We start from the raw sequence: 25,349 nt of genomic DNA on the forward strand, positions 1-25,349 counted from the left end.
GATAGCGTCGATGGACGCGGATCCCCTGCCGATTCCATTGCCTGCTTCTGCCGCGCATCTCCCGCAACCCGCCGAGCAGCTGGGAACGCCGTTGCCGGCCAGGCCGGCCATGCCATCGAGTGCTTCAACCGAAGTTGCCGCGTCTGTCGCGGTTCCGCCAGCGCTCCCTGCGCCTTCGCCGCCGGAGCCCGTCAGCGCCGAACTCCCCCCGCAGAACACCGCGAAGCCGCCGGCCTCGGTCACGGCACCTGCACAGCCAAGTCTCGCCACAAACGTCGCTTCGGCGAGCGCGCTGCCGAAGCGGCGCGAGAGCAGCCGGGTGACTGCGGTGTCGCGGCCCGACAGCCGGCCTGTTGTCGTGCAGGCGCCGGCGCAGAAACCGGCTCTGCCGGTTCCCGAGGCGACGCCAGTACGCGCGGCGACGCCAGCACCCGCGACGACGCAGGCACGCGCCTCCTTGTCTGGCGGCGATCTGCGCGAATTCGTTGAGCGCTTCCAGCGCCTGTACGCAGCCGATGACGTGGAGCACTTCCTTGCGTTGTTCAGCGCAGAGGCGATCAGCAACGACAGCGACTACGCCGGGCTCGCCAGCGACTATCGCCGCTTTTTCGACCGGCGCCGGCTGCGGTGGATCAACCTGTCTGATTTGCGCTGGGAGATCGATGGCGACCGTGCCGCCGGCAATGGCCGCTACGAAGCCTGGGTCGGCCCACACGCCAACAAGCCCGAGCACCGCACCCGCGGCCGGATCAGGCTGCAGCTCAGGGGCGGAGAAGACGGCATGCGCATCACGCGGCTGGACCACACGGTGGTGGACTAGTGGCCGCGCCGGTCACTCGCGCACGCAGGGCCGTGACGAAGTGCGTGCTGCTGGCCGCGGCCGCCTGCATGGCCTGGAAGGCGGTCACGGTTGGCCTGGCCAATCTGTACGCGGTGGACGACGCCGCCTTCGCGTCAAGGCTCGACGCAAGTAACTCGGCGGCCGCGTTGGTGCTGGCGAGGCAGGCGGCGGATGAGGGACCTGAAGTGGGCGCGCGCGCGCGCGAGGTGGTGCTCGGCGTTCTGGCGAAGCGGCCGGCGGATGGGCGCATGTTCCGCGCTCTGGCCTGGCTGGATCCGGACGATCCGGTGCTGACCGGGCGGCGCTGGCACGCTGCGGCGCAGCTTCGCCCGGCGGACGTGGAAGCGCTGGCGTGGCTGGCCGACGACGCCACCGCCCGCGGCGACTTCGCCACCGCCATGAATCATTGCGATGCCCTGTTGCGCGTGTCCCCCGGACAGGCGCGAAACCTGTTTCCGATCCTCGCCCAGTGGCTGCAAACCGAGGCGAGCGCTGTGGAACTGGCCCGGACGCTGGAGCGGCGACCGCCCTGGCGCCGATCTTTTGCGGAATACGTGGGCAGGAAAGGAGACGAAAAGTCCCTTTATCCCTTTGCAGAAATCGTATACGCGCTGCGTAACGGGGCCGCGCCCGTGGATGAGAGTGAAGCGCGCGACCTCGTCAACCGCCTGGTGCACGGCGGCGATTTCGAACGCGCCTACCTGCTGTGGCGCTCGGTAATGCCGCCGTTGCGGGCAAGTGCCAGCATGCCGCACAACGGCGGTCTGGAGATGCCCGCAAGCGGCGCCGCCTTCGACTGGACCCTGCGCTCCACACCCGGCGTGGCCGTGGCGGTGGAAGATGGCGGTGTCGCCCATGGCAACGTCCTGCGGCTACGCTTCGGCGGGGCACGCGTGGTCGAAATCGGTGTGGCGCAGACCCTGTTGCTGCCGCCTGGCGGGTATCGCGTGCTCGGCCAGGTCCGCGCGCAGGACTTCGGTAGCGCAGGAGGTCTGGAATGGCGGGTTTACTGCCTGACCAAACCCTCGCGTCTGGTGGTAGCCGCGCCGATCGTTCTGGCGCGCGACCACGACTGGTCTGATTTTGCTCTGGACCTTGATGTGCCTGACGACGGGTGCCCGGCCCAGCTCCTGCAACTCGCCGCGCGTGCGCGCGGCGCAGCGGAGCAGGCGTTCAGCGGTACAGTCTGGTTCGACAATTTCCGCATCGAAGTGCAATAGCCTTCCGCCGGCCTAGTAAGGCTTCATGGCAGGGCTCGCCATCGCCTTGCTTCGGTCTGGGGCGGGAACTAGACTGCGATTCATTCGATACAAATATCGTTGTGGCACAGCCACAAAACGCGGGAGGCCCGCATGAAGATCAGTCTCGTTTTCGCGCTCGCAGTGTTCTGTTCTACGGCCAGTGCCCAGCCCGTATCGCCGGATGTCCCTGTAGCTACCGTTGCCGCCGTGACTGGCGAAGTGATGCTCGCCCAGCGCGCGCAAATCGGGCCTGCGGTACGCGGCGCCCCGCTCAGGCCGGGCGACCGTCTCATGACCATGGCCCGTTCCGACGTCCTCATCGACTTTGCCGACGGATGCAGCCAGCGGCTGGCGGAAAACTCCACGCTTACGATCAGCGCCACTTCGGGTTGCGATGAGGCAGCCGCGCAGCCGCGCTCGTTCCGACAGGCCCTCGGCGACCCCGACGTTGCCGTGGCCTCGGGGATGAGTGCCGGGCAGAGAGGCGCAGTGGCAGCGGCCATCCTGCTCCCCTTGCTATGGCTATGGGACCACAACCGCGACGACGGCGGTCGCGAACCCGTCAGCCGCTGATCTGTGTTGGCCGCCCCGCCGGCGCATAGCACGGTCAACGAGGAAGCCTTACGCGGCGCCATGCGCATCACGGTGCTGGAGATCGTCTGTTGGCTGCTGCTCGGCATGGCGGCGATCCTGGGCGGTCTGTCCTTCTTTTCCTGGCGTGACGGTGCACTGGCGCTGCTGAGCCTGCCGGTGTTCGTGCTGGCGCTATGGCCACACCGGCACCTGCACGCCGATGCGCAGACGCAGCGGATGATTGCGGTGTCGCTGATCCTGGGGGCGCTGCCTCTGGCTTACCTGCTGCCTCTGCCGCTGGAATGGGCAGCGCACTTGCCGGGCCGCGACATCCGCCTGCAGCCAGCCATCGTTGAACTGGGGCCTGGTCACTGGACCGCGGTGTCGCTTGCCGCGGACGACACCTGGCAGGCTCTGCTCAAGCTCATTCCCCCCTTGGCCCTGTTCCTGGCAGTGCTGCGCCTGAAAGCTGCGCAGCGGGTACGCCTGCTCGGTGTGATCCTCGGCATCGTGCTACTGCAATCGCTATGGGGCCTGGCACAGCTGTCCGGTGATACAGGCGGCGCGCTCGTGTTCTATGGCGCCGAAGGGCAATACCGGGCCAGCGGCGGCTTTGCGAACCGCAACCATTTCGCCAGCCTGCTGCTCCTGGGGTTGCCCCTGCTGGCCGTCCTGGCGTGTAGCGGCAACTTGGGTTGGCAACGTCCTGCGCATGCCGGCTGGCGCATGGTGGGGATGCTGGGACTGCTCCTGGTGTCGATAGCGCTGGTGGCTTCGCGCTCGCGCGCGGCAGCGGGTCTGCTGTTCATGGAAGGGTGCCTCTTCGGCGCCTGGTTACTACATCAGCGGCGCGTATCGCGAGGACTGCTCGTCGGAGGCGGCGCGGCGGGCCTGGGTCTCGCGGTGATACTGCTTTTCGCGCCAAATCAGCTGTTCAGTGGAATCGAACTGGGCACAGTCGACGGCCGACTGGGCATTCTGCAGCGATCGCTGGCGGCGGCGCTGGACTTTTTCCCGCTCGGCGCGGGACCCGGAACCTTCGGCAGTATCTTCCCCGGCTTCGACACTCTGGCCACCTTGGACAAGGTGTACGTCAACCACGCGCACAACGATGCACTGGAATTGCTGTTCGAATTCGGCGCCCTGGGTATCGGGCTCTATCTTGCCGCGGTGACGGCGATCGCATCGGGCTTGTGGCGTCACGCACGGCGTGGCGGCGATGGGGTGCAGTGGGCCTGTGCGTTGGGGTTGTTTGCGCTGCTGGTCCATGGATGGGTGGACTACCCGGTGCGCGTGCCGCTCGTGGCCATGGTGGCGCTGACTCTCTTCGGCGTGATGCTGGGGCCGTCGTCGTCCCCCGATACCTCCCGTGCCAGCTCCGGTGAAGCCGCGACGGCCGGGCGGACGCAGGCACCGCGTCGCCGGACAGCGCGCGCCTCGGGTGCCGCCACGTGATCCATTCCCGACTCAGGCTCGGCTTGCCCGCCTACCTGCACCGGCGCCTGCGCAATGCCTGCGCGAGCTGGTTGGCACGCGTCGCGGCCCCTGGAAGCGTTGCGCAGATCGCCTGTTTTCCGCGCGACTACATCGGCAGGCACGTCGTCGCGAACGGGCTGTATGACGACCTGGTCCTGCGCTGTCTTTTCGAAAACACCTTTGCCGAGCGACTCGAATCCTTCCGCACCGGCACGGTGCTCGATGTCGGGGCCAATATCGGCAATCACAGCACGTGGTTCTCGCAGTTCTTCCAGCAGGTCGTCGCGTTCGAGCCCAACCCGGTCTGCGTGCGGCTGTTCGAAGCCAGCGTCATGATGAACAGGCTGCCGAACGTCACGCTGGTCGCGCATGCACTGAGTGACCACGACGGGCAGGCGCTGCTGCACGCCAATCTGCAGGGAAACCTCGGCGGCTCCAGCCTTGGCCAATCCGCACAGGCCGGCGCCACACAATCGTTTCCGATCCGGCTTCTGCGCGGCGACGACGTGCTGGCACAGGTGGCTGGTCTGTCGCCGGTCCGACTCATCAAGCTCGATGTCGAGGGACACGAGCACGCTGCCTTGCGCGGACTCGAGCACACCCTGCGAAACGACCAGCCGCTGGTGCTGTTCGAGAGCGGCGGCGCCCAGGGGCCGGACGGCAGCGCAGCGATTCTCGGCACGCTGCAGCGGTTGGGGTACCGGCATACGTATGTCGTGGAAAGCGACACGGAGCGCCGTTCAGGCCCGCTGCTGCGACTGCTGCGGCGCATGACGCGTGGCTACAACCTCGAAGTGGTCCGCGTGAATCAGCCGGAAGATCGCTTCCATGGCCACATCATTGCGTCCGTCGATGCGCTGTGACGGCGTGCGCCATCGAGGTACTTCCCGGCAGGGCGCGCCGTGAAACGCTTTGCCAAGGCAATCGCACTGTTCTCTGCCGGCTCCGTCATCGGCACGCTCACGCAGGTGGCCAAGGGCAAGCTCGGCGCGGTCCTGCTCGGGCCCGAGGGCACGGGGGTCCTCAATCAGCTCACCAATGCGTGGAACCTGCTGTATTCCCTTGCGGGCCTGGGCTTCTACAACGGCATCGTGCGTCGCATCGCCGAAGCGCGCAGCACAGACGACCGCGAGGCGCTGGTGCGGCAATTGTCCACATCGCTCATCTTTCTGACTGTGGTCGCGAGCCTGGGCGCCACCGCGAGCGTGGCACTGGCGCAGCCGATCTCCAATGCCCTGTTCGCCGATGGCGGACAGCATGCTTCCCTGGTCGCCATCACGCTGATCAGCGTGCCCCTCGCGATCATGGCGCAGACCTACCGGGGTTTGCTCAGTGGCTGTCAGCTGGTCCGCCCCATCGTTACCGCCCAGGTCGTGTCAGACGTCCTGGGCCTCGCGCTCTTCGTGATTCTGGTGCTGCGCCTGAACCTGTTCGGCGCGGCCCTGGCGTTCAGTGGACTGCAGTTGCTGAAACTGATGCTGCAGATCGCCACGGTACGGCGCGCGCTGCCCGGTACCGCGATCCTGCCTCGCGCTGCAACGTTCTCCTGGCGCGAAGTCGGCACCAACGCGGGCTATGGCATCAACGGCCTGTTCATGGTGGCCGTGGGCGTGCTCACCATCGTCATCGTGTCGCGCTGGATCATTGCGTCGCGCGGGCTCGGCGCAAACGGCATTTTTTCCGTGGCGTGGAAAGTTTCCAGTGTGTACTTTGGTGCTATCTATTCATCCGCCAGCAGCTTCTACTTTCCCAGCCTGGTGGCCTGTCGCGACGAGGATCTGCAGGCCCGGATCAACGAGGCGATCAGCCTGTACTTCTATCTGTTGCCGCCGCTGATCATCACCCTGATGGCATTGGGAGATGATCTGATGGCCCTGCTGTTCAGTGCCGAGTTCGGCCCCGCGGCGGCCCTGCTCCTCCTCCTGCTGCCGGGCGATCTGTTCCGGGTCCTGGCCGAGGCCATGGGCATGGCGTTCCTGGCGCGGCGACGGCTGCTGGCGTATACGCTGACCTACGTGCTGTGGGCGAGCGCCTTCCTCGCATTGAGCGGGATCCTGCTGCCGCGCTACGCACTCATGGGCGTGGCCGGCGCCTATCTGGCGTCTCAGGCCCTCAGCGCGGCAGCGGTATACCTGTGCGCGCGGCACACTTTTTCCTTCAAGTTCGCGGGGCCTTCGTTGCGGGCCATGGCTGCCGGCATCCTCGCCGTCGCCCTGGCGGCGGGCGCCTTGTCGCAGGCGCCGGCCCCGCTGTGGCGCTACGCCCTGGGCGCGGCCGTCCTGGCGATATGGTTCGGACTGGCCTGGACCGACCCGCGCTTTCGCGACCTCGCGGCCCAGGGCTGGGCCAGGTTGCTGCGCCGCCGCGCGGTGCTGCCATGACCGCGCCGAGGTTGGGCGTGCTGACCGCCAGTCACAATCGGCGCGACAGCCTGCAGCGGCTGCATCGCGCGCTGGAGCAACAGGACACCGCGCTCGACTGGATTCATGTCATCGTCGACGACGCTTCCGATCCGCCCATCACCGAAGCGGACATCGGCGCGCATCCGGGGCGACTGGCGTTCCGGCGCAACCCGCGCAACCTCGGCCCGCTCATCACGCGCAACATTGCGCTCGATATCGTACTGTCCGAGGCGGTCGACCTCGTCGCGTTCGTCGACGATGACGACACCGTCACCGCGGATTTCTTTTGCTATGTTACGGATATGTGGAAAAAGCACGAAAATGTGGGGTGGTTCGTCAGCCGCTGCCGTTTCACGGGAGGCAATCTGCCCGGATCCGAACATTGGCCTGCTGCCGACGGCGTCTACGACTGGTACGACGACATGCAGATCCGCCGCCTTTTCGGTGCCGATGTGATGCATGTGGTTGCGGCGCGGCGTCTGGTCGGCGTGCGCTTCTCGACGTGGGGCCGCTACCAGCGCGAGTGGACCTTCCTGGCTCGCCTGGCCCGGAGCGGTGGCTTCTACGCGAGCAACCGGATCACCAAGGTATCCAGCTATTCAGCCGACGGACTTACGCTGCGCAAGCGTGGGCCGGCCCCCGATCTCGTCACCTGCGTGAGCTACGTCACCAAGCCCGCGATCATCACCCTGCGCCGGCCTTTCTCGTTCGCGGCCTGGCGCTTGCTGGCAAGGCAGTTGATCCGGTTCCCGCTGCGCCTGGCCTTGCTGGCGCTGCGGCGTCTGGGGCTGACATGACGCGCGTGCTCGTTCAGCTCAAGCCGGTCACGTATATCTCGCGTCTGGTGCGCAGCGCCCTGGTCCGCCTGCTCGCGCAGCGACGCAGGCGACAGGGTGCAGCGCGCATCGCCTGCTTCCCCGGCGACGACATCGGTGATCACGTCATCGCCCACGGCTGGTACGAAGATGTACTGCTGCGGGCAATCTTCGATCACTTCCTCGCCGCCGACGCGGACGCGTTTCGCAGCGGGGCCGCGTTGGATGTCGGCGCCAATATCGGCAACCATTCCCTGTGGCTGTCGCGGCGGTTCGCCCAGGTATATGCCTTCGAGCCCAACCCGGTCTGCATCAAGCTGTTCGAGGCGAACATGCTGATGAATCAGGTGGACAATGTACGGTTGTTTGCACTGGGACTCAGCGACACGTCGACGTCAATGACCTTCCACGCCAACCTCGAAGGCAACCTCGGCCGTTCCGGCGTGACGCAGACGCTCGCGGCCACGGCGACCCGCAGCTTTCCTGTGCAACTGGAGCGCGGCGACGCTGTACTCGATGGTGCGATTCCAGCGCAGCTGCCGCTGCTGCTGGTGAAGCTCGACATCGAAGGCCACGAGATGCAGGCCCTGGCCGGCCTGCAGCAGACGCTGCTGCAACATCAGCCGCTGGTGCTGTTCGAATCCCATCACGCGGGCGGTGCGGGTGGCAGCGATGCCATCGTCGACCTGCTGGGCCAATGGGGCTACGGTCATTTCTACGTGCTGGAGGCGAACGCCTCGCCGTACCGGAATCGCCTCGCGAAACTGGTCTATCGCCTGGTGCGAGGTTGGAATCTCGCCGTGCGCTCCGTGGCCCGTCCCGACGACCGCAGCCATGCCCTCGTCATCGCGTCGGCGCGGCCGCAATGCGCGTGCTGATCCTCGCCAAGCACCTCAGCCGTGCACTCGGCGGCATCGAGATCCAGTGCGACCTGCTGGCCCGCCAACTTGCGGCAATGGGTCACGACGTGTGCTACGGCGCCGCCGGTGGGGTGGCCGGGACGCCGCCGACAGCCTATGCCATCGAAACCTGGACGTCGGGAGATGCGGCCCAGACCGCCGACCTGATCGCCCGGGTGCGGCCCGACGTCATCTACTTGCGGCACAACAAGGCAGGCCTGCGCACTACCGCGCGCACGGCCGCGCGCGCCGGCGTGCCGCTCGTTTTCGCGGCCTCGAGCCTGCAGGACGTCAGGGCTTTCAGCTACCACGCCAAACACGCACGCTGGACGCCGCGGCGGCTGGCCTCGGTGACCTGGCAGTGCCTCAGGAGCCGGTGGAACTGGAGTGGTTTGCGCTGGGTAGCCGCGGCCGTGTCGCTCAATCCGGACTACACGGCGCGTCTGCCCGTGCGGCTGCGCCGCCATATCCCGGACTCGATGGAAGCGTCGCCGCTGCCATTCCAGTGGCCGCGCCGTTTTGTCGCGTGGGTGGCGCAGATCAAGGACTACAAGAACCCGGGCGCCTACGTCGAACTGGCGCGGCGCTGCGTCGATCTGGACGTTGATTTCCTCATGATCGGAGACCTGGTGAGTCCCCGCTATCGCTGGATCGCGCACGGCGCGGACCTGCCGGCCAACTTTCACTACCTCGGCGCCAGGACGCCGGCCGAGGTCAACGGCGTGCTGGCCGCGGCCGCGACCCTGGTCCACACCTGCGACCCGGAAGGTTTCGGCAACAACTTCATCCAGGCCTGGCTGCAGGGTACGCCGACCCTGTCGCTGTATTTCGACCCGGGCGGCACGATCACTCGCGAGCGCCTCGGCAGCGTTCCCGGCGACCTGTCCGGGCTGGAACGCGATCTGCGCAACCTGTTGGCCGATGAGGAAACGCGGGCACAGATGGGCGCGCGTGCGCAGGCCTATGCGCAAATGCATCACGATCCCGCCGTCAATGCGCGCCGGCTGGTGCAACTGTTCGAGGAAGTCGTCGGCCGGCCAGGCGCACCGTGAAAGTGCTCTTCCTCACCAAGTATCCGGCCGAGGGCGCAAGCAGCCGCTATCGCGTCTACCAGTATCTGCCTTACCTCGACGCGGCGGGGATTGGCTACCGCGTGCAGCCGTTCATGGCGACGCGTGCCTACCGGGCCATCAATCGCCGTGGCGGCACGCCACTGAAAGCCCTGCATACCGCCTGGGCGATAGCGCGCCGCGTGGCCACCGTGCTCGGTGCGGGCGGCTACGACCTGGTATTCCTGCAGCGTGAATGCCTGCCGTTCGGCGCGCCGTGGCTGGAACGCGTACTGCGTCGGCGCGGCATTCCGCTGATCTTCGACTACGACGACGCACTGTTCCTGTTCAAGCCGAGCCCGCACACCCCGCTGGCCGACGTGTTCAAGCGGCCGCATCGGCTCCTGGAAATTTTCCGCCTGGCCGATTGCGTGCTGGCCGGCAACGACTGGCTGCGCGAGCGAGCAGGCGAGCATTGCGCCGATGCGCGCACCTTCCACGTGGCGGAGGACCTGCAGCGCTACACGGCGCGCACGACGCTGCGTGACCGGTCGTCGGTGGTGCTCGGCTGGCTGGGTTCGCCGAGCACCGAGAAGTACCTCGAACTCATCCGCGAGCCGCTGCGTGCGCTGTGCCACGAACACGACGGGCTACGGCTGCGGATCGTCGGCGGCGGACGCTTTGCCGACACGCGGATCGCAGTCGAACACGTGCCGTGGGACCTCGATACCGAACTGGCGCAGTTGCACGATTTCGACATCGGCCTGATGCCACTGCCGCTGGAGGAATGGTCGCTCGGAAAATCCGGCGGCAAGGCGCGCACCTACATGGCGGTGGGATTGCCGGCCGTCTGCACCCGCATCGGTTTCAACTGCGAGCTGATCCGCGACGGTGAAACAGGATTCCTGGTGCGCGAACCGCAGGAGTGGCATCAGGTGCTGCAGCGGCTGATCGCAGACCCCGGCCTGCGCGCACGCGTCGGGACCGCCGCGCGGAACGCCGTGGAGGCGCGCTTTTCGTTGCAACAGCAAGGCCAGCGGTTCGTCGAAATCCTGCGCGAGGTAGCCGCCCGTGGCCGACGTCATTGACGTGCTCTACATCTCGTACAACGGCATCGACGAGCCGCTGGTGCACTCTCAGGTGCTGAACTATCTGCATTGCCTTTCGCAGCGCGGATATCGCTTCACCCTGCTGACGTTCGAGCGCCCGCCCACGGGAACGGCGGACGTCGCGGCAACGCGCGCGCGCCTTGCCGCTCTCGGCATTGCCTGGCACGGCGTGCCTGCCCATCGTCGCTGGGGCGCGCTGTCCTCGCTGTTGGATGTGCTCAACGGCGCGGCCATCGCCCGGCGCCTGCTGCGCACCCGGGCGACGCGCCTGGTACATGCCCGCAGCTTCATTCCGGCGCTGATCGCATGGCGGCTCTCACGCCGGACCGGTCTGCCGTTCGTCAACGATCTGCGCGGCTTCTGGGTCGATGAAAAAGTTTATCGCGGCCGCCTGCGCGAAGGCGGCCTCGTATACCGCCTGGCCAAGCAGCTGGAAGGACGGGTGCTGCGCGCGAGCGGCGCCATCATTTCCCTCAGCGACCGTGGCGCGCGTGCGCTGCGCGAATTCCCGGTGTGGCGCGGTCGTTCGCCGCCGCCCATGACGACGATCCCGACCTGCGTCGACACGGACCGGTTCGTACCGGGGTCGCGCGCGCCTGGCTCGCAGCGGGTGTTCGGCTATGTCGGTTCGCTCAGCGCCGAATACCTGCCCGAACAGATCGTGGGCTATTTCGCCGCCGCGCTTGCCCGGTTTCCCGGCAGCCGCCTGCGGCTCGTATCGCGTAGCGACGCAGCGCCGGTCCTGGCGCTGGCGGCACGGCACGGACTGCCGCAGGACAGCATCGGGATCGCCGCCTGCCGACCGGACCAGGTGCCGGCGGAGATTGCGCGTTTCGACGTAGCCCTGTCCTTCATCCGTCCGCACTTCTCCAAGCTCGCCAGTTGCCCCACCAAGGTCGGTGAATACCTGGCCGCGGGGGTTCCCGTAGTGGGCAATGCCGGTATCGGCGACATGGACGCGCTGCTCGGGGACGGCCGCGTGGGATTTCTCCTGCGCGACTTCGATGCCGGCACGATCGGGCAGTCGTTCTGCCACCTGCAGTCGCTCTGGAGCGATGGCGGGCTTGCGGCGCGCTGTCGTGCAGTCGCGGTGTCGCAGTCTTCGCTGCGGGAAGGCGTCGATCGCTATGACGGCGTGTATCGCATGCTGCTCGCCGAGGATCGGCGGCCATGATCGAAATCGTGCTGGAAATCGCTGCGGTCGTTCTGGTGCTGGCGCTCGGCATTGTCTGGGGCATGGACCGGCGCCGCACGGCACGGCCGGCGGCCCGCATCCCGGCGGCCATGGCGCGTTGCGATTCGCCGCTCCCGAGTGCGGCAGCGCGTCGCTTCCTCGGGCGCCTGTTCGCGGGCGCCTTCGTGGTACGCCTTATCGGCGTTGTGCTGATCAGCGTCACCGACGCCATCCGCAGCCTGAGCCTCAGCCCCGACTCCCTGCGTTATCACGAGGAAGCCCTGGCCATCGCCGAGGAAATGCGCGGCGGCTTCTTCAACGCGCCCAACTGGATAGACAACGGCTGGTTCCAGTTCACCGGGCTGGTGTACTACGTGCTCGGACCCGATCCGCTGTATATCCAGCTCATCAACATCCTGCTCGGCGCGCTCACGCCGCTGGTGGTGTTCCGCCTCGTGCTGGAGGTGTACGGGGTGGAAAAGCTCGCGCGCGTCACCGCGCTGCTGGTCGCATTTTTCCCTTCTTTCATTTATTGGTCCTGCCTCATGCTCAAGGACCCGCTCTCGATCTTCAGCGTAACGCTGCTGGTTCTCGCCGTCGTGCGCCTGCGCCGCCGCTTCAGCGCCGGCACTCTCGCCGCCATGGCGTTCAGCCTGCTCATGCTCCTGGGCGTGCGCGAGTATCTGTTCTTCGTGAGCGTCTTCCTGATCGTGATTTCCTATACCCCCGTGGAAGGGCGGCGCACGATCCCGCTGCTGGCGACGATGACCGGGGTTGTCGCGCTGATCGGCGTGTCGACTTACGCCGCCGGCTTCGGCGTATTCGGCATGGACTACATCCGCCAGTCGCACTACTTCGATCTGGAGTACATCAACCAGTCGCGCATCAACATCAGCCACGGCACAGGCGCGTTCTTCGACGCTCCCGAAGATGCCGTCTGGGGCGAGAGTGCAGGTTCCACGTTTCGCGCCCTGGCCGCGGCGATCTACTTCTTTTTTGTCTCCATCGACCTGACCCAGATTGGCAGCCTGCGCCAGCTGATGGCGCTGCCGGAGGTCCTGATGTTCCTGTTTCTGCTGCCCAGCCTGGCGCGGGGTCTGAGGTATAGCTGGCACCATGCGCGGCAGGCTTCATTGCCGCTCGCGGTATTCGCATTCGGTCTGCTCGCGGTGTATGGCTCGGCCGCCACCAACATGGGTGCGATGTTCCGCTGGCGAATGCAGGCGCTGCCGTTGCTGTTGACCTTCATGGTGTGCGGCGCTTTCGTCCACGGACGCGGGCTGATCTATCGCACGCTCAAGCGTCTGGACCTTTAGCCCACATGACCGGCCCCATTGACGCCGTCGTGCTGGGCCTGTCGCCGACTGGCCTTTTCGCCTGCCGCGAGCTGCATCGTGCCGGCCGGCGCGTACTGGGCGTGGATTCCGGTCCCGCCTGTGGCGCCCATTCGCGCACGCTGCATGCGTGCTGGCGCGTGGACGCAGACGAGGACCTGCTGCGGCGCCTCGAGCAGCTGGCCAGTCGGCAGGTGGAGCCGCCGGTGCTGCTGCCTGCCAATGACCGCTACATCGAATTCGTCGGCCGGCATGGGGCCGCGCTTGCAGCGAATTTCCGTTTCGCGGATTGCCACGACGGCATCGCCGGCGAACTGCTGGACAAGCAGCGCTTTCATCGCCTGTGCCAGCGCCACGGCATGGCGGTGCCGGCCGTGTGGGAGGTGCGTGACAGGGCGGCGCTGCAGCAGATGTCGGAGCAGATCACGTTTCCGTGCATTCTCAAACCTGCCCTCATCCATCGTGCCCGCGCCTATCTGCGTGGCAAGAAGGTGGTGCTGGCGCGCACGCCGGCGGAGCTGGATGAATGCCTGTCGCTGGTGCCTGAGGACGTCGGCGGCTGGCTGGTGCAGGAAGTGATACCTGGCCCCGAATCGCAGATCACCCTGTTTGCGGGCTATGCGAGCCGTACGGGCGAGATCCTCCAGGCGTTCACCGCGCGCAAGCTGCGCCAGTATCCGCCAGGCTTCGGATCGGCCAGCCTGGCAATCAGCGAAACCTGTGCTGAGACCGCAGAGCTGTCCGCGAACTTCATCCGTGCGATCGGACTGCGCGGCATCTTCGGTGCCGAGTTCAAGCGTGATCCACGCGATGGGCAGCTGAAGATCATCGAGATCAACCCGCGTCCGACGCTGTGGTTCCAGCTCAGCCATGCGGCCGGAAAGCGTATCGTCGACGCCGCCTGGCGTGATTTGCGCGGCGCCATGCCAATAGATAATTCTCCACAACGCGACGGGGTCGTCTGGCGCTATGCGCTCAAGGACCTGGCATCGGCGCGGTTCTACCGACGCCACGGACACGCCTTCGTTTTCCCGGCCCCCGACGTATCGGCGGCTCGCACCTGCACGGCCAGAACCTGGGCGGTATACGACCCGCGCGACCCGTTGCCGGCGCTGGCCGAGCCCTTGCTCTACCTGCGCAAATGGTGGAAGGAACGGCGATGAAGACGCTGATCGTCAATGCCGATGATTTTGGTCTGTGCGAAGGTGTGAACGCGGCCATCCTCGATGCCTATGCCGCAGGCAGCCTGTCCAGCACCACGCTCATGGTCAACGGCGCCGCGGCCGCGGCGGCGGCGCAACTGGCGCTGCGGCATCCGGGGCTCGGCGTGGGCCTGCATTTCAATCTGACGCTGGGCCGGCCCAGCGCCGATCCTTGCGAAATCCCGGGCCTGCTACTGCCCGACGGCACGTTTCCCGCGCGCGGTGTACTGGCGCGACGTCTGATGCTGGGACGTGTGTACAGCGCGCAGCTGACGGCCGAACTGGATGCGCAACTGGCGGCGTTCGAGCGGTTGGGCCTGGTGCCCAGCCATGTCGACAGTCACCAGCATGTGCATGCTTTTCCGCAGGTATTCGATGTGCTCGCGCGGGCGTGTGCAGCGCGTTCCTTGCCGCTGCGCCAGCCGTGGGCAGCGCGCCCCGTTGGCGCGCGCCCACGCCTGGGACGGGCACTGCGCACTGGCCTGCTGGCGTGGATGACTTCGCTGAATCACCGGCGCTGGCAAGGGCGCCTGCGCAGCAACAAGGCCTTCACCAGTGTGTTCGATCTGGGCGCAGTGCCCTCCCGGCTGGACGCCAGTCACTACCGGGCCCTGCTGCGTGATGTCCAGGCATTTCCCTGTGAGCTCATGGTGCATCTGTCGCGCAGGCCCGACGATGTGGATGGACTCACTCGCATCGGCGACGTATCCCATGCCGAGTGGCAGTGCCTGATGCAAGGAGCTCTGGCGCAAGTCATTGCCGAGCAGGGTTGGCAGCTTCGCAACTACCGCGAGGCCTTTGACGAGGAACGGCGCTGATGTATCGGGATGTGCACGAGGGACGGCCATCGGCGTTGCGGCGCTGGGCCCTGCGTGAGCTGGTTTTCTTCACGCTCGCCAATCACCTGCCGCGATTGTGGATACTCGATCGCTATCGCCATCTGCTGTACCGCCTGGCCGGCGTGCGGCTGGACGGACCCTGCACCATCCATGGCCCGCTGAGCGTGCGTCCCTACGGCGCCTGTCCGCAGATCCGCATCGGCGCGGGTACGTTTCTCAACGTGGATACGGCTTTCACCTGCGTCTACGACGGTGTGCGCATAGGTGCCCGTGTCCAGATCGGGCCGCGCGTGAGCTTCGAGACCATGGGTCACGGCCTCGACTATGTGCCGGGCAAGGGGCGCGGCCGTACCTCGGCCCCCATCGTCGTGGAAGACGAAGTATGGATCGGCGCCAATGTCGTTATCCTGCCCGGCGTGACCGTCGGCCGCGGTGCGGTCGTCGCCGCCGGCGCGATCGTGAATCGCGACGTCGCTCCGTATTCGCTGGTGGGCGGCGTACCGGCCCGGCTGATACGCATGCTGACGCAGCCCGGCGCGAACGATCCGGCATGAAAGTCCTGCTGTTCGCGAATACCGATTGGTATTTATACAATTTTCGCATCGGCCTCGCGCTCGAGCTGCGCCGCCGCGGCGTCGAAGTCGTGCTGGTCTCGCCGGACGGTCCCTACGGTTCGCGCCTGCAGGCCCAGGGTCTGCGCTGGATCGTGGCGCCGCTGAGTCGGCGCAGCCTGGATCCGCTGCGCGAACTGCGCACGATGTTCTGGCTTGGGCGCCTGCTGCGACGGGAACGGCCTGATCTGACGCACGGCTTCACGATCAAATGCGCGGTGTATGCGTCGTTCGTAGCCCGTCTGGTCGGCGTTCCGGCGCGCGTGGGCGCAGTGACCGGCATGGGTTACGTCTTCGCCAGCGGCGATCTGCGTGCGCGCCTGCTTCGCCCGCTGGTGCGCGGCCTGCTGCGCGCCGCGCTTGGCGGGCCGCGCCTGCGGCTGATCCTGCAGAATGCGGACGACGTGGCGCTATGCACCCGTGGTCGCCTGGTTGATGCGCGGTGCATCCGACTGATTCCAGGGTCGGGTGTCGACCTGTCCCGTTTCACCCCACGCAGCGATGCAGCAAGCAGCGGCCCGCTGCGCGTGTTGCTGGCGGCGCGCCTGCTCTGGGACAAGGGCATCGCCGAATACGTCGAAGCCGCGCATCAGCTCACGGCGGCCGGTCGGACCATCCGTTTCCAGCTCGCCGGCATGCTGGACGAGGGCAATCCGGCGTCGGTACCGCGCATCACGGTGGAGGCCTGGACGGCCGAAGGGTCGGTCGAGTGGCTCGGCCATGTAGAGGACATGCCAGGTCTGTTGGCGCGTACCGACGTCGTCGTTTTGCCGAGCTATCGCGAGGGTTGCCCGAAGTCCCTGATTGAAGCCGCCGCCTGTGCCTTGCCGTTGATCACCACCGATGTGCCCGGCTGCCGCGACGTGGTGCGCCACGAAACCAATGGCCTGCTGATTCCCGCGCGCGATGCGCGGTCGCTGGCAGAGGCCATCGCGCGCCTGGACGACGACCGGCCGCTGGGACGTCGCCTGGGCCTCGCCGCGCGGGAGCGCGCCCTGACTGAATACGACGAGCGCTCGGTGATCGCCCGCACGCTCGCGGTATACGAGGAACTGCTACCCGACATCGTTCTGCACCCGCCCGAGCCGGGCTAGAAACTCCCGGTCCTTGTGTTGACCGCCATCTCCCGCTCCGGTCCTCGCGCCGGAGGGCAGGGCGCTCGCCCGGGTGCTGCATCGACTTCGCGGCGCTCATCGCGATCCTGCGGAATTCGGGTCAGGTCGCATTGCGCGCCGTCGGCCTGACGCTAAGATGGCCGTCGCGACCGTTCTCAGGGCAGTGGGGCGCACACATGACGTCTACACCGGATGCCTCGATAACCTCCTTGCTCGCGCAATGGAAGGACGGCGATCGTCACGTCGAAAACCAGCTCGCCAGCCTGGTCTATCCGGTATTGCGCGATATCGCGCGCGGCCAGGTGCTGGGTCGCGGCGGCGTGCTCACCTTGCGGCCGACGGAACTCGTCAGCGAAGCCTACGAGCGCATCGCCGATCAGCGTAGCGTCGACTGGCAGAACCGCGACCATTTCTACGCCATCGCCGCGACGATGCTGCGCCGCGTGCTGACCGACCACATCCGTCGACGGTGAAGACCTGCTGGGCCACGCCGATCGCCACGGCCTGCGCCTCGAACAGCGCCTGCTGCTGTTCCGCCAGGTGCTGGCGGCGGTCAGTCATGCGCATCAGCACCTCCTCGTGCATCGGGACATCAGGAGCGGCAACATCCTCGTCGATGCGAGCGGCCAGATCCGCCTGTTGGACTTCGGCATCGCCAAGGCGCTGGACGCGACCGAGGCGACCGCCACGCGCGACCGCTATCTGAGTTTCGGCAACGCGGCGCCCGAGCAGTTGCTCGGCGGGCCGATCAGCGTGGCTTGCGACATCTATGCGCTCGGCAGCGTGTTGTACGAACTGCTCTGTGGCTTGCCACCGTTCGCGCTGCAGGGCATGACCGCGGCGGCGCTGGAAGCGCAGATCCTGCAGGTTCCGCCACCACCGATGGCGCGCCGGATCGCCGGCGCGTCGGCGACGGTTGCGAAACAGCGCGGTCTGGACAGCGTGGCTGCCCTGCAGCGCCGCCTCGATGGCGATCTCGATGCTCGGCATCGGTTCGTTCGGGTCGCCGGAATAATCGTCGACGATGGCGCTGGCGATGAAGTCGGCGATGCTGCCGGCCCAGCTGCCGTCGCCGCAGCCACTGCCATACTGCGTCGCGTAGACGGCAAGCGTGGTATTGACCAGCGGTGCCGGTGGCGGCGTCGAACCACAGTCGTCCGGTTCCTGGTCGCTGAGGTTGCTGCAGAATTCCTCAAGGTCGATCGGCGCGTCGTTGGGTTCGCCGATCGGTGGTTCCTGATCGTGCAGCTCGAAGTACGCGGTAGCCTGCATGCTGGCGAGCAGGTTGGCGCAGCCGTCGCCGGTGCACAGTACGGTGCCGCCGTCGGTCGCTGGCGCGGTGACGACGACCGGTGGCAGCACGACCTGTGCGTACGCTGGAACGGCCGCCGCCAGTGCAAGACCCAGCGCGAGCGCCGTCCGGCCGCATGCTGTTGCGGCGTTTGCCACAAAACCACTCGATGCCTTGTTCACGTTGCAGACTCCCTCGAGTGATGGCCCGCAGGCCATAGGTGGTCCTGGCGTGTTGCCGGGCCTGGCGCGGCCGGAGCGGATGCATCCGGTCGTGCGCACTGACTCGAGAGGAGGGGCGGCAATCGATCACGCCGGCGAAAAAATTTTCCGACGGCGTGCGCATCTCGTATTCCTCCGTCAGGGAGGCGCTCGACCGGCGGAAGCCGACGGGCGCGCCCGGAAACCGTTTGCGCTGCCGGGGACAGCGACGGCTATGGTAGAGCGCGCAGTCGGCTGGGTACAAATCCACAAATTCGTGAAGACGAAGAAATGGCGGGGAAGTTCTTTATGCCGATACGGGAAAAATACCGATTGATATAAATGTGCGCCGAACGCTGCTATCCGGCGGCCCGGCGGAAATCGTGCGACGCCGATCTCAGTTCCGGTACAGCGCGACGAGCTGGTCGAGCGCAGTCCCCCAGCCATCCTGGAAACCCAGTTCGTCGTGGCGCCGGCTGCTTTCCTCGTCGGGATGCATTGCCACGACGCGGTAGCGCGTGCCGTTGCCATGCGCGTGCAGCGTGATCACCGCGGTGAACGCCAGGCCGTGGCAGGCACCCGGAGCGCCGGGCCGTGCGGGCCGGAAGCCGGGTTCGAGAATCGTGGTCCAGACCAGCTTCTCGTTCTCGACGATCTCGAGGTAGCAGCCGACCGTCGGCGGCTGATCCTCGCCCTCGGGCGAACGCATGACGGTGCGGAAGGCGCCGCCGGGACGCAGGTCGATCTCGCAGGCGACGGTTTGCCACGGCGCTGGCGTGAACCATTGCTTGATGCGTTCGGGCTCGGTCCAGGCCGCCCACACGCGCTCGCGCGGAACGTCGATCTCGCGGTCCAGCACGAGATCGAAGCGGGGATCGAACTGCGAGTCGGTCGAGGTCATGCGGCTACTCCTTCTGGTCGGTTAGGTAGGCGTCGAGCTGGTCGAGGCGTTTTTCCCAGAGCGCGCGCTGGCGCGTCATCCAGGTTTCGGCGGCCTTGAGCTGGCGCGGTACCAGCCGGTAGGTGCGCGCGCGGCCCTGCTTGCGCGACTGCACCAGGCCGCAGTGCTCCAGCATGGCCAGATGCTGGGAGAACGAGGGCAGGGCCATCCTGAACGGCTGGGCGAGTTCGCTCGTCGTGGCCGGCCCGCCGACGAGGCGTTCGAGCACGGCACGCCGCGTCGGATCGGCGAGCGCCTGGAAGACCTGGTTCAGCTGCATCGATTGGTTAGGCATGTGCCTTACTATCGACGGCGCAGAAACTAAGGTCAATACCTTTGTATTGATGCGTCCGCCGGCGGCGCGCGGAGCCGGATCGGGACCAGCGCGAGCGCGAATGGATCTTCCCAGTCCGCTCGCCCGCGCCTACGCTGCGGGTTCCGCACTGCGCCCCTGGCTGTCCATGTCCGACTCCGAAGTGTCCGCCGCGCCGCCGGCGCGTTCGCTGCTCGCCGACCTCTCGCTGCCGGCGATCGTCGCGGGTTTCGTCACGGTGCTGGTCGGCTTCACGAGTTCGGCCGCGATTGTGTTCCAGGCCGCGCAGGCGGCCGGCGCCACGCCGGCGCAGCTGGCCTCGTGGATGTGGGCGCTGGGCCTGGGCATGGGACTGACCTGCATCGTGCTGTCGCTGCGCTACCGCGTTCCGGTAGTCACGGCCTGGTCCACGCCGGGGGCGGCGATGCTGACCGCCGGCGCGGCGGGCCTGGACATGGCACAGGCCACGGGCGCCTTCGTGGTCTCGGCACTGCTGATCGCGCTGGTGGGCTTTTCCGGCGTGTTCGAGCGCCTGATCAGCCGCATTCCGGTCTCCATCGCCTCGGGCATGCTCGCCGGCGTGCTGCTGCGCTTCGGTCTCGATGCCTTCGTCGCGCTCGAGAGCCAGTTCGGCCTGGCCATCGCGATGATCGCGGCCTACCTGCTGATGCGGCGCTGGCAGCCGCGCTATGCGGTGGTCGCGACCCTGCTGGTCGGCGTGGCGATCGCGATGGCGCGCGGCCTGCTCGATCTCGGCACCGTGCCGCTGCAGTTCGCACAGCCGGTCTGGGTTACGCCGGTCTTCACGCTCAACGCACTGGTCAGTGTCGCGTTACCGTTGTTCCTAGTGACCATGGCCTCGCAGAACGTGCCGGGCGTCGCGGTCATCCGCGCGTCGGGCTATCAGGTGCCGATCTCGCCGGTGATCGGCTGGACTGGCGCCGTCAATCTCGTGCTCGCGCCGTTCGGTGCGTTCGCGCTGAATCTCGCCGCGATCACGGCGGCGATCTGCATGGGCCGCGAGGCGCACGAGGATCCGGCACGGCGCTACGTCGCCGCTGTGTCGGCCGGCGTGTTCTATTGCGTCGTCGGTGTCTTCGGCGCGACCGTCGCCGCCGTGTTCGCGGCGTTCCCGCATGAGCTGATCGTCGTGATCGCCGGACTGGCCCTGCTCGGCACGATCGGCAACGGCCTGGCCGCGGCGCTGTCCGACGCACACGAACGCGAAGCGGCACTGCTGACCTTCCTCGTCACGGCCTCGGGGATTACCCTGTTCGGCATCAAGTCGGCGTTCTGGGGCCTGGTCGCCGGCGCGATCGCGCTGCTGCTGCGCGCGCGGCGCTGACCACAACGCGACTCGAAAACCGTCGGAACGACGGTTTTTCAAGGCAACTTTACAGAGGGATCCGCATGGAAACGTCGACGCGCCTGCTGATCGTGGCAGGGCTGCTGGTCGCGCTGGGCGTCTACGGCGCGGTGCGAAAACCCTATGGCACCTTGCTGCCCATGGACGTAGCGGATCTGTCGGACATCCAGCCGCAGCTCGACCGGCTCGGCGCGGAGGAGCGAGATCTGGTGCTCGGCTATCTCAAGCGCAGCAACGGTGACGTGCTGCCGCCGTCGCTGGCCGATCCGGATGCGCCGTTCACTGCGCGGACGTTCGGCGAGGCGATCGCGCTGCAGCGGCGTTTCCTGCGCGAACAAGGGGTGCGCGATGCGGAGGCGGCGCAGCGCCGCATCGCGAGGGACGCCGCGCTGGAACCGTTGCGCGACGCAGTCGGCGTGCGTCTCCTCCGGCGCGAACTGCTGACCGTCGCGCAGGCCCTGGGCCAGCCGGACCAGCCGACGACCCGCCCCGAGCGCGTGCTCGTCGTCACCTATCGTCTCGTCAACGGTGCCGGTCGCGATATCGCTGCGGTCAAGGGCCTGGTCAAGGTCAACGACGCGCAAGGCGCGAAGCGTAGCGAGTGCTGGCTCGACGAAACGGGCACGCTCGAAGCGTTTTCCGGTATCGAGGTGCGTTGCGGCAACGCGATGCGCACGGCCGACCCCCGCGATCGGGAATTCGCCGCGCTGCCGGCGCAGGACCTGGTCGTGGACTGGGAGCCGGCCGAGGTGGTCTTCGCTGACGGCGCCCGGCTCAGCGCGCCGCGTTGAAGACTCACCGCGGATTTCAGGCAAACGTCACGGCATAGACCGGCGGCAGGTGCAGCGAAAGCGTGCGCCAGTGGTCGCCCTGGTCGTCGCTGAGCCATAGCCCGCCGGTCGTCGAGGCCATGGCCAGCAGCGAGCCGTCGCGGTTCACCGCCAGGCCGTGCCGATAGACGAGGTCATAGGCGTGCTGCTGCGGCAGGCCCTCGCGCAGCGTGTCGAAGCTCCGCCCGCCGTCGCGCGTACGCGCGACCACCAACTGCGCATCGACCGGGATGCGGCATTCGTCCTTGACCGCGGGCACGAACCACGCGGTCTGCGGATCCTGCGGATGCACCCCCACGGCAAAGCCGAATACCGATGGCGTCAGGTTCGGCAGGTCGTGCCAGCTGCGCGCGCCGTCGCGGCTGACGAACACACCGTTGTGATGCTGCACCCACAGGGTGTCGGGGTCGGACGCGCACTGCACCATGCGGTGCGGATCCTGGATGTTCGGATCGTCGCGCAGCTCCGGCGGCATGTAGTCCGCATGCATGCCGCTTGCGGCCAAGCGCCAGCTTGCGCCCGCATCGTCGCTCTGCCAGACGCCGCCGCAGGACACTGCGATGCGCAGTACGCGCGCATCGCGCGGGTCGACGCAGATCGAATGGATGCCGGGCTGGTCGTAGCCGCCACCGAACCACTGTGCGCGCTGGGGAATATTCCACAGGGATTCCACGAGCTGCCACGACGCGCCGCTGTCGTCGGAGCGGAACAGCCCGCCGGGAATCGTGCCGGCCCAGAGCCGCCCGGGTTCGTCGACGCCGCCGGTCTCGAGCGACCACAGCAGTTTCAGCGTCGCGGCGACGGCGGGCTTGCCGTCTCCCGTCGCGAGCATTTCCCCGGCGGGATAGGCAGGCACGGCGATTTCCTGCCAGTTCGCGCCGTGATCGCCGGATCGGTGCAGCTTGACGCCGAAATGACCCAGGTTCAGCGCTGCGTACCAGCTACCGTCGCGCGGGTCGACGAGCGCGAGGCTGACGTGGTCGCCGACGAACGAATGGCTTTCGATGCGCCAGTCGGCGCCGTTCTCGCACAGGACGAACAGGCCCTTGCGGGTCGATAACAGCAATCGTCGGTGCATGGCTCAACCTCCCGAAAGGGCTTGCAGCAGGTAGATCTCGGCATCCGCCGCGACGGCGGTTGCCCGTAGGTCGGTCTTGTCGCGCAGTGCCTGCCCGTCGATGAATACGGCGACGTGATGACGCAACGTGCCGTGCTCGTCGACCACGTAGCCGCGCAGCGCTGGGCAGTGCCGGAACGCGGCATCGAGCGCATCGTGCAGGGTCTGTCCGTCGACGGGGAAACCGGCATCGCGATCGGTGCCGGCCGGTAGCCAGCGGGCAAGCGCGGAAGCCAGCACGATGTTCGGCATGCACAGACTCCAGCCGCGGCGGTGGCGCGGCGCTGTCAGAAATGTCCGCACCCGCCGAGACGAGGTCGCGTGTCCGACTGTGCCGGGTTCGGCCAGTGGCGCGTGGCCGCTGTCCCGTTGCACGAATCTCGACACGTGACGCGTTACGGCGTGTGCAGGGTCCGCGGGAGCCTAGCGCAATTGCCGCTGGCGGTCATGGGTGTCCGAGGTGATCCGGCGCCGCTCGTGCCGTCGTGGCACGGTCGGCCGGGCCAGGGCGCGCAGGGCCAGCCGTGCGACCAGTGCGTGGGCCAGCGTCAGGGCGGCGAGAGTCAGCGTCGTTGTGTCCATACGGTTCTCCACAAGTGCGGCATCCGGCCGCGCATTTCCGTCGTGCGTCGCCTGCGCGTCCGTTCGCGGACCCGCGAGCTTTCTCGCGCGGCGGTCGAGTTACCAATCTGCCAAACCATCGTTTCCACCGATTCCGCTGCTTTTCGTCGCGACGCGTCGTTGCGCCTTGTCGCGCCAATGCGGCACACCTCCTCGGCGCGCCGCGTCTCGCGGCAAAAGCCATCCCGATCCTCTCGTCCGAAAACGGGCTAGCGCGCATAGCGCCGGCGCGTTTCCTCCAGGCGCTGTCGTGCGCTTTCGAGATTGCGCTGCAGCGTGATCGCGAGTTCCGCTAGCCGTGGCGAAATTCGCCAGCGTCCGTTGGCCAGCGCTTCGGCCAATCCGGCCAGGCGCAGATTGGCCAGGTCGCGCGTCGTGTTGCTCGGCAGGGTATTGAGACTGCGCGCGATCTCGCCGGGTGCCAGGCCGTCCAGGTCGTGCTCGGCAAGCATCAGCAAGGTGCGCAGCGCCCGTTGCTGGGCGGCGTTGGCGTACTTCTCGTCAGTCATGGCGGTGCATTCCCCTCGTCCGTGTGGGGGCGCCGTGCCGGTGGGCATGTGCGGCGCGGCGTGGAAGACCCCTCAGTCCGTTGAGGGGGCGCGTGAATTCCGGGGAGGCTTCGCGGGCGGCCAATGCAGCGTACGTGTCCGCATCGCCTTGTGCTGCCGTGTTGGGCGGCGGCACGCGTTCAAACCATACGGTTGCGTTGGGTGATGCCGCGAAAAGTGGATTCGCGTGTGAGGGGCAGCGGTACAAATCTCGTTTTGGTGGATTTCCCAACCATTGCCGCGAAATTTTCCTATTGCGCAAAGCGATTGCAGTAGGTGAAATGCGCGAGCCGGAGTTTTGTTTGTTTCCTGAAAACAGATTTGTTCGTGACTGTTTCGCCGTCACGCGAATACGTGGATCTGTCCGGCGCGACAGCGCCAGTGGACTACGGGCAGCGGTCGGCAAGCCGCCAAGCGACGGCGTGCGAACAGGAGTTGGGCGGCTTCGGCGTGACGCTGCGACATGGGGAAAAGACAAAAAAGCGGCGGGACAAAATTGTCCCTTGCCAAAAATTCTGGGTCAGCAATGATCCACAGTCAAGTGGTGCATACATGGATTTTTTCGAACGACTGCGGGAAGAGCGCGCGCGGCTGGGCCTGACCCAGCAGGAAGTCGCCGATACGGCGAACGTGCATGTGAAGACCGTGCGGCGCTGGGAGTCGCAGGTGGCGATCCCGCTCGACGCGATGATCCCGCTGCTTGCGATCGGCTACGACGTGCAATACGTCGCGAGCGGCGTGCGCAGCAAGAACATCAACGAAGTGCGCGAGAAAGGCGTCGACTACGAGGTCGCTCCCGGTCATTCGCGCGATGAACTGGACTTGCTGCGCAGCTATCGCGCGTTGACGCCGGGCCAGCGCGAGCAGGCACGGGCCATGCTCGACGTCCTGGCCCTGAAGGTGCGGGTGGTCGTGCGCGAATCGCGCGCAGCGGCCGCAGGCGCGAGGAAAGCGCGATCGGCGCAGGCTGCGGAATCGACGCCGGAGCCATCCGCGGGGCAGGCCAGATCGAAGTCGCGCCCGCGTCGCGGCTAGCGTGCCGGCGCAGAACTCTGCGAACGGGAAATTTCGGATGGATTCCACGAAACCTGGCGCGCCGAGGAGCCCTGCTGAATCTGCGCGACCCGGCGCAACGACGTATCGGGGCTAACGACACCGGAATATTCGGATATCCATGGTTGGTGCGCCCGCCGCAGGTCGGCCGGCGCCGCCGGCAGGCTTTTCGGCGTATCAGGCGGCACGCCTCGATGCCGCCACGTTTGCCAATGACCCGCGCAGGTCCTTCGCGTGAATCGCGAAAGGTTTCGCCCTGCAGCGCGGGAACGCGGCGCTCGCCGCGTTCGCGGTGCACTGCGACCGACACGCCGTCGTGTCCCTGTCGCAGGCAGCCGCGGCTCGCGATAGGGCACAAGGACGGATCGCCTCGGTGCGGCAGGGTATGGA

Annotated in this window: 28 protein-coding genes; 22 read left to right on the forward strand and 6 right to left on the reverse strand. The window is 67.0% G+C overall.

Annotated elements, in window-relative coordinates; translation table 11 throughout:
• Nucleotides 1–328: 328 nt before the first annotated feature.
• The 18 genes from RUU78_RS12525 (at nucleotide 329) to RUU78_RS12610 (ending at nucleotide 18,174) form a co-directional block, all read left to right on the forward strand.
• Complete coding sequence (locus tag RUU78_RS12525) at nucleotides 329–820, forward strand: hypothetical protein (protein WP_313917067.1); 492 nt, start codon at nucleotides 329–331, stop codon at nucleotides 818–820.
• A 44-nt stretch (nucleotides 821–864) separates the two neighbouring features.
• Nucleotides 865–2,061, forward strand: a complete 1,197-nt coding sequence (locus RUU78_RS12530) for a hypothetical protein (RefSeq protein WP_313917069.1) — start codon at nucleotides 865–867, stop codon at nucleotides 2,059–2,061.
• A gap of 132 nt (nucleotides 2,062–2,193) precedes the next feature.
• Nucleotides 2,194–2,655 carry a hypothetical protein gene (locus RUU78_RS12535; protein WP_313917071.1) on the forward strand — a complete coding sequence of 154 codons (462 nt, stop codon included), beginning with the start codon at nucleotides 2,194–2,196 and terminating at the stop codon, nucleotides 2,653–2,655.
• Nucleotides 2,656–2,715: 60 nt separating this feature from the next.
• On the forward strand, nucleotides 2,716–4,110 hold the full coding sequence (locus RUU78_RS12540; RefSeq protein WP_313917073.1) for an O-antigen ligase family protein: 1,395 nt from the start codon (nucleotides 2,716–2,718) through the stop codon (nucleotides 4,108–4,110).
• The gene (locus tag RUU78_RS12545; protein WP_313917075.1) at nucleotides 4,107–4,994 is read left to right on the forward strand and encodes an FkbM family methyltransferase; all 888 of its coding nucleotides are present in this window, start codon (nucleotides 4,107–4,109) and stop codon (nucleotides 4,992–4,994) included. The genes RUU78_RS12540 and RUU78_RS12545 overlap by 4 nt, the downstream gene beginning before the upstream one ends.
• Nucleotides 4,995–5,033: 39 nt before the next feature.
• Nucleotides 5,034–6,512, forward strand: a complete 1,479-nt coding sequence (locus RUU78_RS12550) for an oligosaccharide flippase family protein (protein WP_313917077.1) — start codon at nucleotides 5,034–5,036, stop codon at nucleotides 6,510–6,512.
• Nucleotides 6,513–6,529: 17 nt separating this feature from the next.
• Nucleotides 6,530–7,330 carry a glycosyltransferase family A protein gene (locus tag RUU78_RS12555; protein WP_313917079.1) on the forward strand — a complete coding sequence of 267 codons (801 nt, stop codon included), beginning with the start codon at nucleotides 6,530–6,532 and terminating at the stop codon, nucleotides 7,328–7,330.
• Nucleotides 7,327–8,226 carry an FkbM family methyltransferase gene (locus RUU78_RS12560; protein ID WP_313917081.1) on the forward strand — a complete coding sequence of 300 codons (900 nt, stop codon included), beginning with the start codon at nucleotides 7,327–7,329 and terminating at the stop codon, nucleotides 8,224–8,226. The genes RUU78_RS12555 and RUU78_RS12560 overlap by 4 nt, the downstream gene beginning before the upstream one ends.
• On the forward strand, nucleotides 8,214–9,299 hold the full coding sequence (locus RUU78_RS12565) for a glycosyltransferase family 4 protein (protein WP_313917082.1): 1,086 nt from the start codon (nucleotides 8,214–8,216) through the stop codon (nucleotides 9,297–9,299). Before RUU78_RS12560 ends, RUU78_RS12565 begins: the two co-directional genes overlap by 13 nt.
• On the forward strand, nucleotides 9,296–10,384 hold the full coding sequence (locus RUU78_RS12570) for a glycosyltransferase family 4 protein (RefSeq protein WP_313917083.1): 1,089 nt from the start codon (nucleotides 9,296–9,298) through the stop codon (nucleotides 10,382–10,384). The genes RUU78_RS12565 and RUU78_RS12570 overlap by 4 nt, the downstream gene beginning before the upstream one ends.
• The gene (locus RUU78_RS12575; RefSeq protein WP_313917085.1) at nucleotides 10,368–11,579 is read left to right on the forward strand and encodes a glycosyltransferase; all 1,212 of its coding nucleotides are present in this window, start codon (nucleotides 10,368–10,370) and stop codon (nucleotides 11,577–11,579) included. The genes RUU78_RS12570 and RUU78_RS12575 overlap by 17 nt, the downstream gene beginning before the upstream one ends.
• Nucleotides 11,576–12,895: a hypothetical protein gene (locus RUU78_RS12580; RefSeq protein WP_313917087.1), complete on the forward strand. Its 1,320-nt coding sequence runs from the start codon at nucleotides 11,576–11,578 to the stop codon at nucleotides 12,893–12,895. The genes RUU78_RS12575 and RUU78_RS12580 overlap by 4 nt, the downstream gene beginning before the upstream one ends.
• Before the next feature lie 5 nt (nucleotides 12,896–12,900).
• The gene (locus RUU78_RS12585; RefSeq protein ID WP_313917088.1) at nucleotides 12,901–14,076 is read left to right on the forward strand and encodes a hypothetical protein; all 1,176 of its coding nucleotides are present in this window, start codon (nucleotides 12,901–12,903) and stop codon (nucleotides 14,074–14,076) included.
• Nucleotides 14,073–14,933, forward strand: a complete 861-nt coding sequence (locus tag RUU78_RS12590; RefSeq protein WP_313917091.1) for a ChbG/HpnK family deacetylase — start codon at nucleotides 14,073–14,075, stop codon at nucleotides 14,931–14,933. Before RUU78_RS12585 ends, RUU78_RS12590 begins: the two co-directional genes overlap by 4 nt.
• Entirely contained in the window at nucleotides 14,933–15,508 is a 576-nt protein-coding gene (locus RUU78_RS12595; RefSeq protein WP_313917093.1) for an acyltransferase, read from the forward strand. The genes RUU78_RS12590 and RUU78_RS12595 overlap by 1 nt, the downstream gene beginning before the upstream one ends.
• Complete coding sequence (locus RUU78_RS12600) at nucleotides 15,505–16,659, forward strand: glycosyltransferase family 4 protein (RefSeq protein WP_313917095.1); 1,155 nt, start codon at nucleotides 15,505–15,507, stop codon at nucleotides 16,657–16,659. The genes RUU78_RS12595 and RUU78_RS12600 overlap by 4 nt, the downstream gene beginning before the upstream one ends.
• Before the next feature lie 197 nt (nucleotides 16,660–16,856).
• Nucleotides 16,857–17,153 carry an ECF-type sigma factor gene (locus RUU78_RS12605; protein WP_313917097.1) on the forward strand — a complete coding sequence of 99 codons (297 nt, stop codon included), beginning with the start codon at nucleotides 16,857–16,859 and terminating at the stop codon, nucleotides 17,151–17,153.
• Between the two features lie 31 nt (nucleotides 17,154–17,184).
• Nucleotides 17,185–18,174 (forward strand): protein kinase, encoded by a 990-nt coding sequence (locus tag RUU78_RS12610; RefSeq protein WP_343232314.1) that lies wholly within the window; start codon nucleotides 17,185–17,187, stop codon nucleotides 18,172–18,174.
• Nucleotides 18,175–18,568: 394 nt separating this feature from the next.
• Here RUU78_RS12610 and RUU78_RS12615 read toward each other — a convergent pair whose 3' ends face one another.
• Together RUU78_RS12615 and RUU78_RS12620 are read right to left on the reverse strand one after the other, a co-directional pair.
• Nucleotides 18,569–19,072: an SRPBCC family protein gene (locus RUU78_RS12615; protein WP_313917099.1), complete on the reverse strand. Its 504-nt coding sequence runs from the start codon at nucleotides 19,070–19,072 to the stop codon at nucleotides 18,569–18,571.
• Nucleotides 19,073–19,076: 4 nt separating this feature from the next.
• Complete coding sequence (locus RUU78_RS12620) at nucleotides 19,077–19,406, reverse strand: metalloregulator ArsR/SmtB family transcription factor (RefSeq protein WP_313917101.1); 330 nt, start codon at nucleotides 19,404–19,406, stop codon at nucleotides 19,077–19,079.
• 166 nt (nucleotides 19,407–19,572) lie between these two features.
• On the opposite strand from RUU78_RS12620, the gene RUU78_RS12625 reads away from it, so the two are divergent.
• Both RUU78_RS12625 and RUU78_RS12630 read left to right on the forward strand, forming a co-directional pair.
• Nucleotides 19,573–20,769, forward strand: a complete 1,197-nt coding sequence (locus RUU78_RS12625; RefSeq protein WP_313917154.1) for a benzoate/H(+) symporter BenE family transporter — start codon at nucleotides 19,573–19,575, stop codon at nucleotides 20,767–20,769.
• Nucleotides 20,770–20,834: 65 nt separating this feature from the next.
• Complete coding sequence (locus RUU78_RS12630; RefSeq protein WP_313917103.1) at nucleotides 20,835–21,581, forward strand: hypothetical protein; 747 nt, start codon at nucleotides 20,835–20,837, stop codon at nucleotides 21,579–21,581.
• Between the two features lie 16 nt (nucleotides 21,582–21,597).
• Here the strand turns inward: RUU78_RS12630 and RUU78_RS12635 are convergent, their stop codons facing one another.
• From RUU78_RS12635 to RUU78_RS12650, 4 genes are all read right to left on the reverse strand, one after another.
• Nucleotides 21,598–22,698, reverse strand: a complete 1,101-nt coding sequence (locus RUU78_RS12635; protein ID WP_313917105.1) for a sialidase family protein — start codon at nucleotides 22,696–22,698, stop codon at nucleotides 21,598–21,600.
• A gap of 3 nt (nucleotides 22,699–22,701) precedes the next feature.
• Entirely contained in the window at nucleotides 22,702–22,989 is a 288-nt protein-coding gene (locus RUU78_RS12640; protein ID WP_313917107.1) for a MoaD/ThiS family protein, read from the reverse strand.
• Nucleotides 22,990–23,160: 171 nt separating this feature from the next.
• The gene (locus RUU78_RS12645) at nucleotides 23,161–23,319 is read right to left on the reverse strand and encodes a hypothetical protein (RefSeq protein WP_313917109.1); all 159 of its coding nucleotides are present in this window, start codon (nucleotides 23,317–23,319) and stop codon (nucleotides 23,161–23,163) included.
• A gap of 248 nt (nucleotides 23,320–23,567) precedes the next feature.
• Nucleotides 23,568–23,867, reverse strand: a complete 300-nt coding sequence (locus RUU78_RS12650; RefSeq protein WP_313917111.1) for a hypothetical protein — start codon at nucleotides 23,865–23,867, stop codon at nucleotides 23,568–23,570.
• A gap of 134 nt (nucleotides 23,868–24,001) precedes the next feature.
• On the opposite strand from RUU78_RS12650, the gene RUU78_RS12655 reads away from it, so the two are divergent.
• Nucleotides 24,002–24,436 (forward strand): hypothetical protein, encoded by a 435-nt coding sequence (locus RUU78_RS12655; RefSeq protein WP_313917113.1) that lies wholly within the window; start codon nucleotides 24,002–24,004, stop codon nucleotides 24,434–24,436.
• A gap of 22 nt (nucleotides 24,437–24,458) precedes the next feature.
• On the forward strand, nucleotides 24,459–24,941 hold the full coding sequence (locus RUU78_RS12660; protein ID WP_313917114.1) for a helix-turn-helix transcriptional regulator: 483 nt from the start codon (nucleotides 24,459–24,461) through the stop codon (nucleotides 24,939–24,941).
• Nucleotides 24,942–25,349: the final 408 nt, after the last annotated feature.

The organism is Tahibacter sp. (genome assembly GCF_032229445.1).
Classification (GTDB): Bacteria; Pseudomonadota; Gammaproteobacteria; order Xanthomonadales; family Rhodanobacteraceae; genus Tahibacter.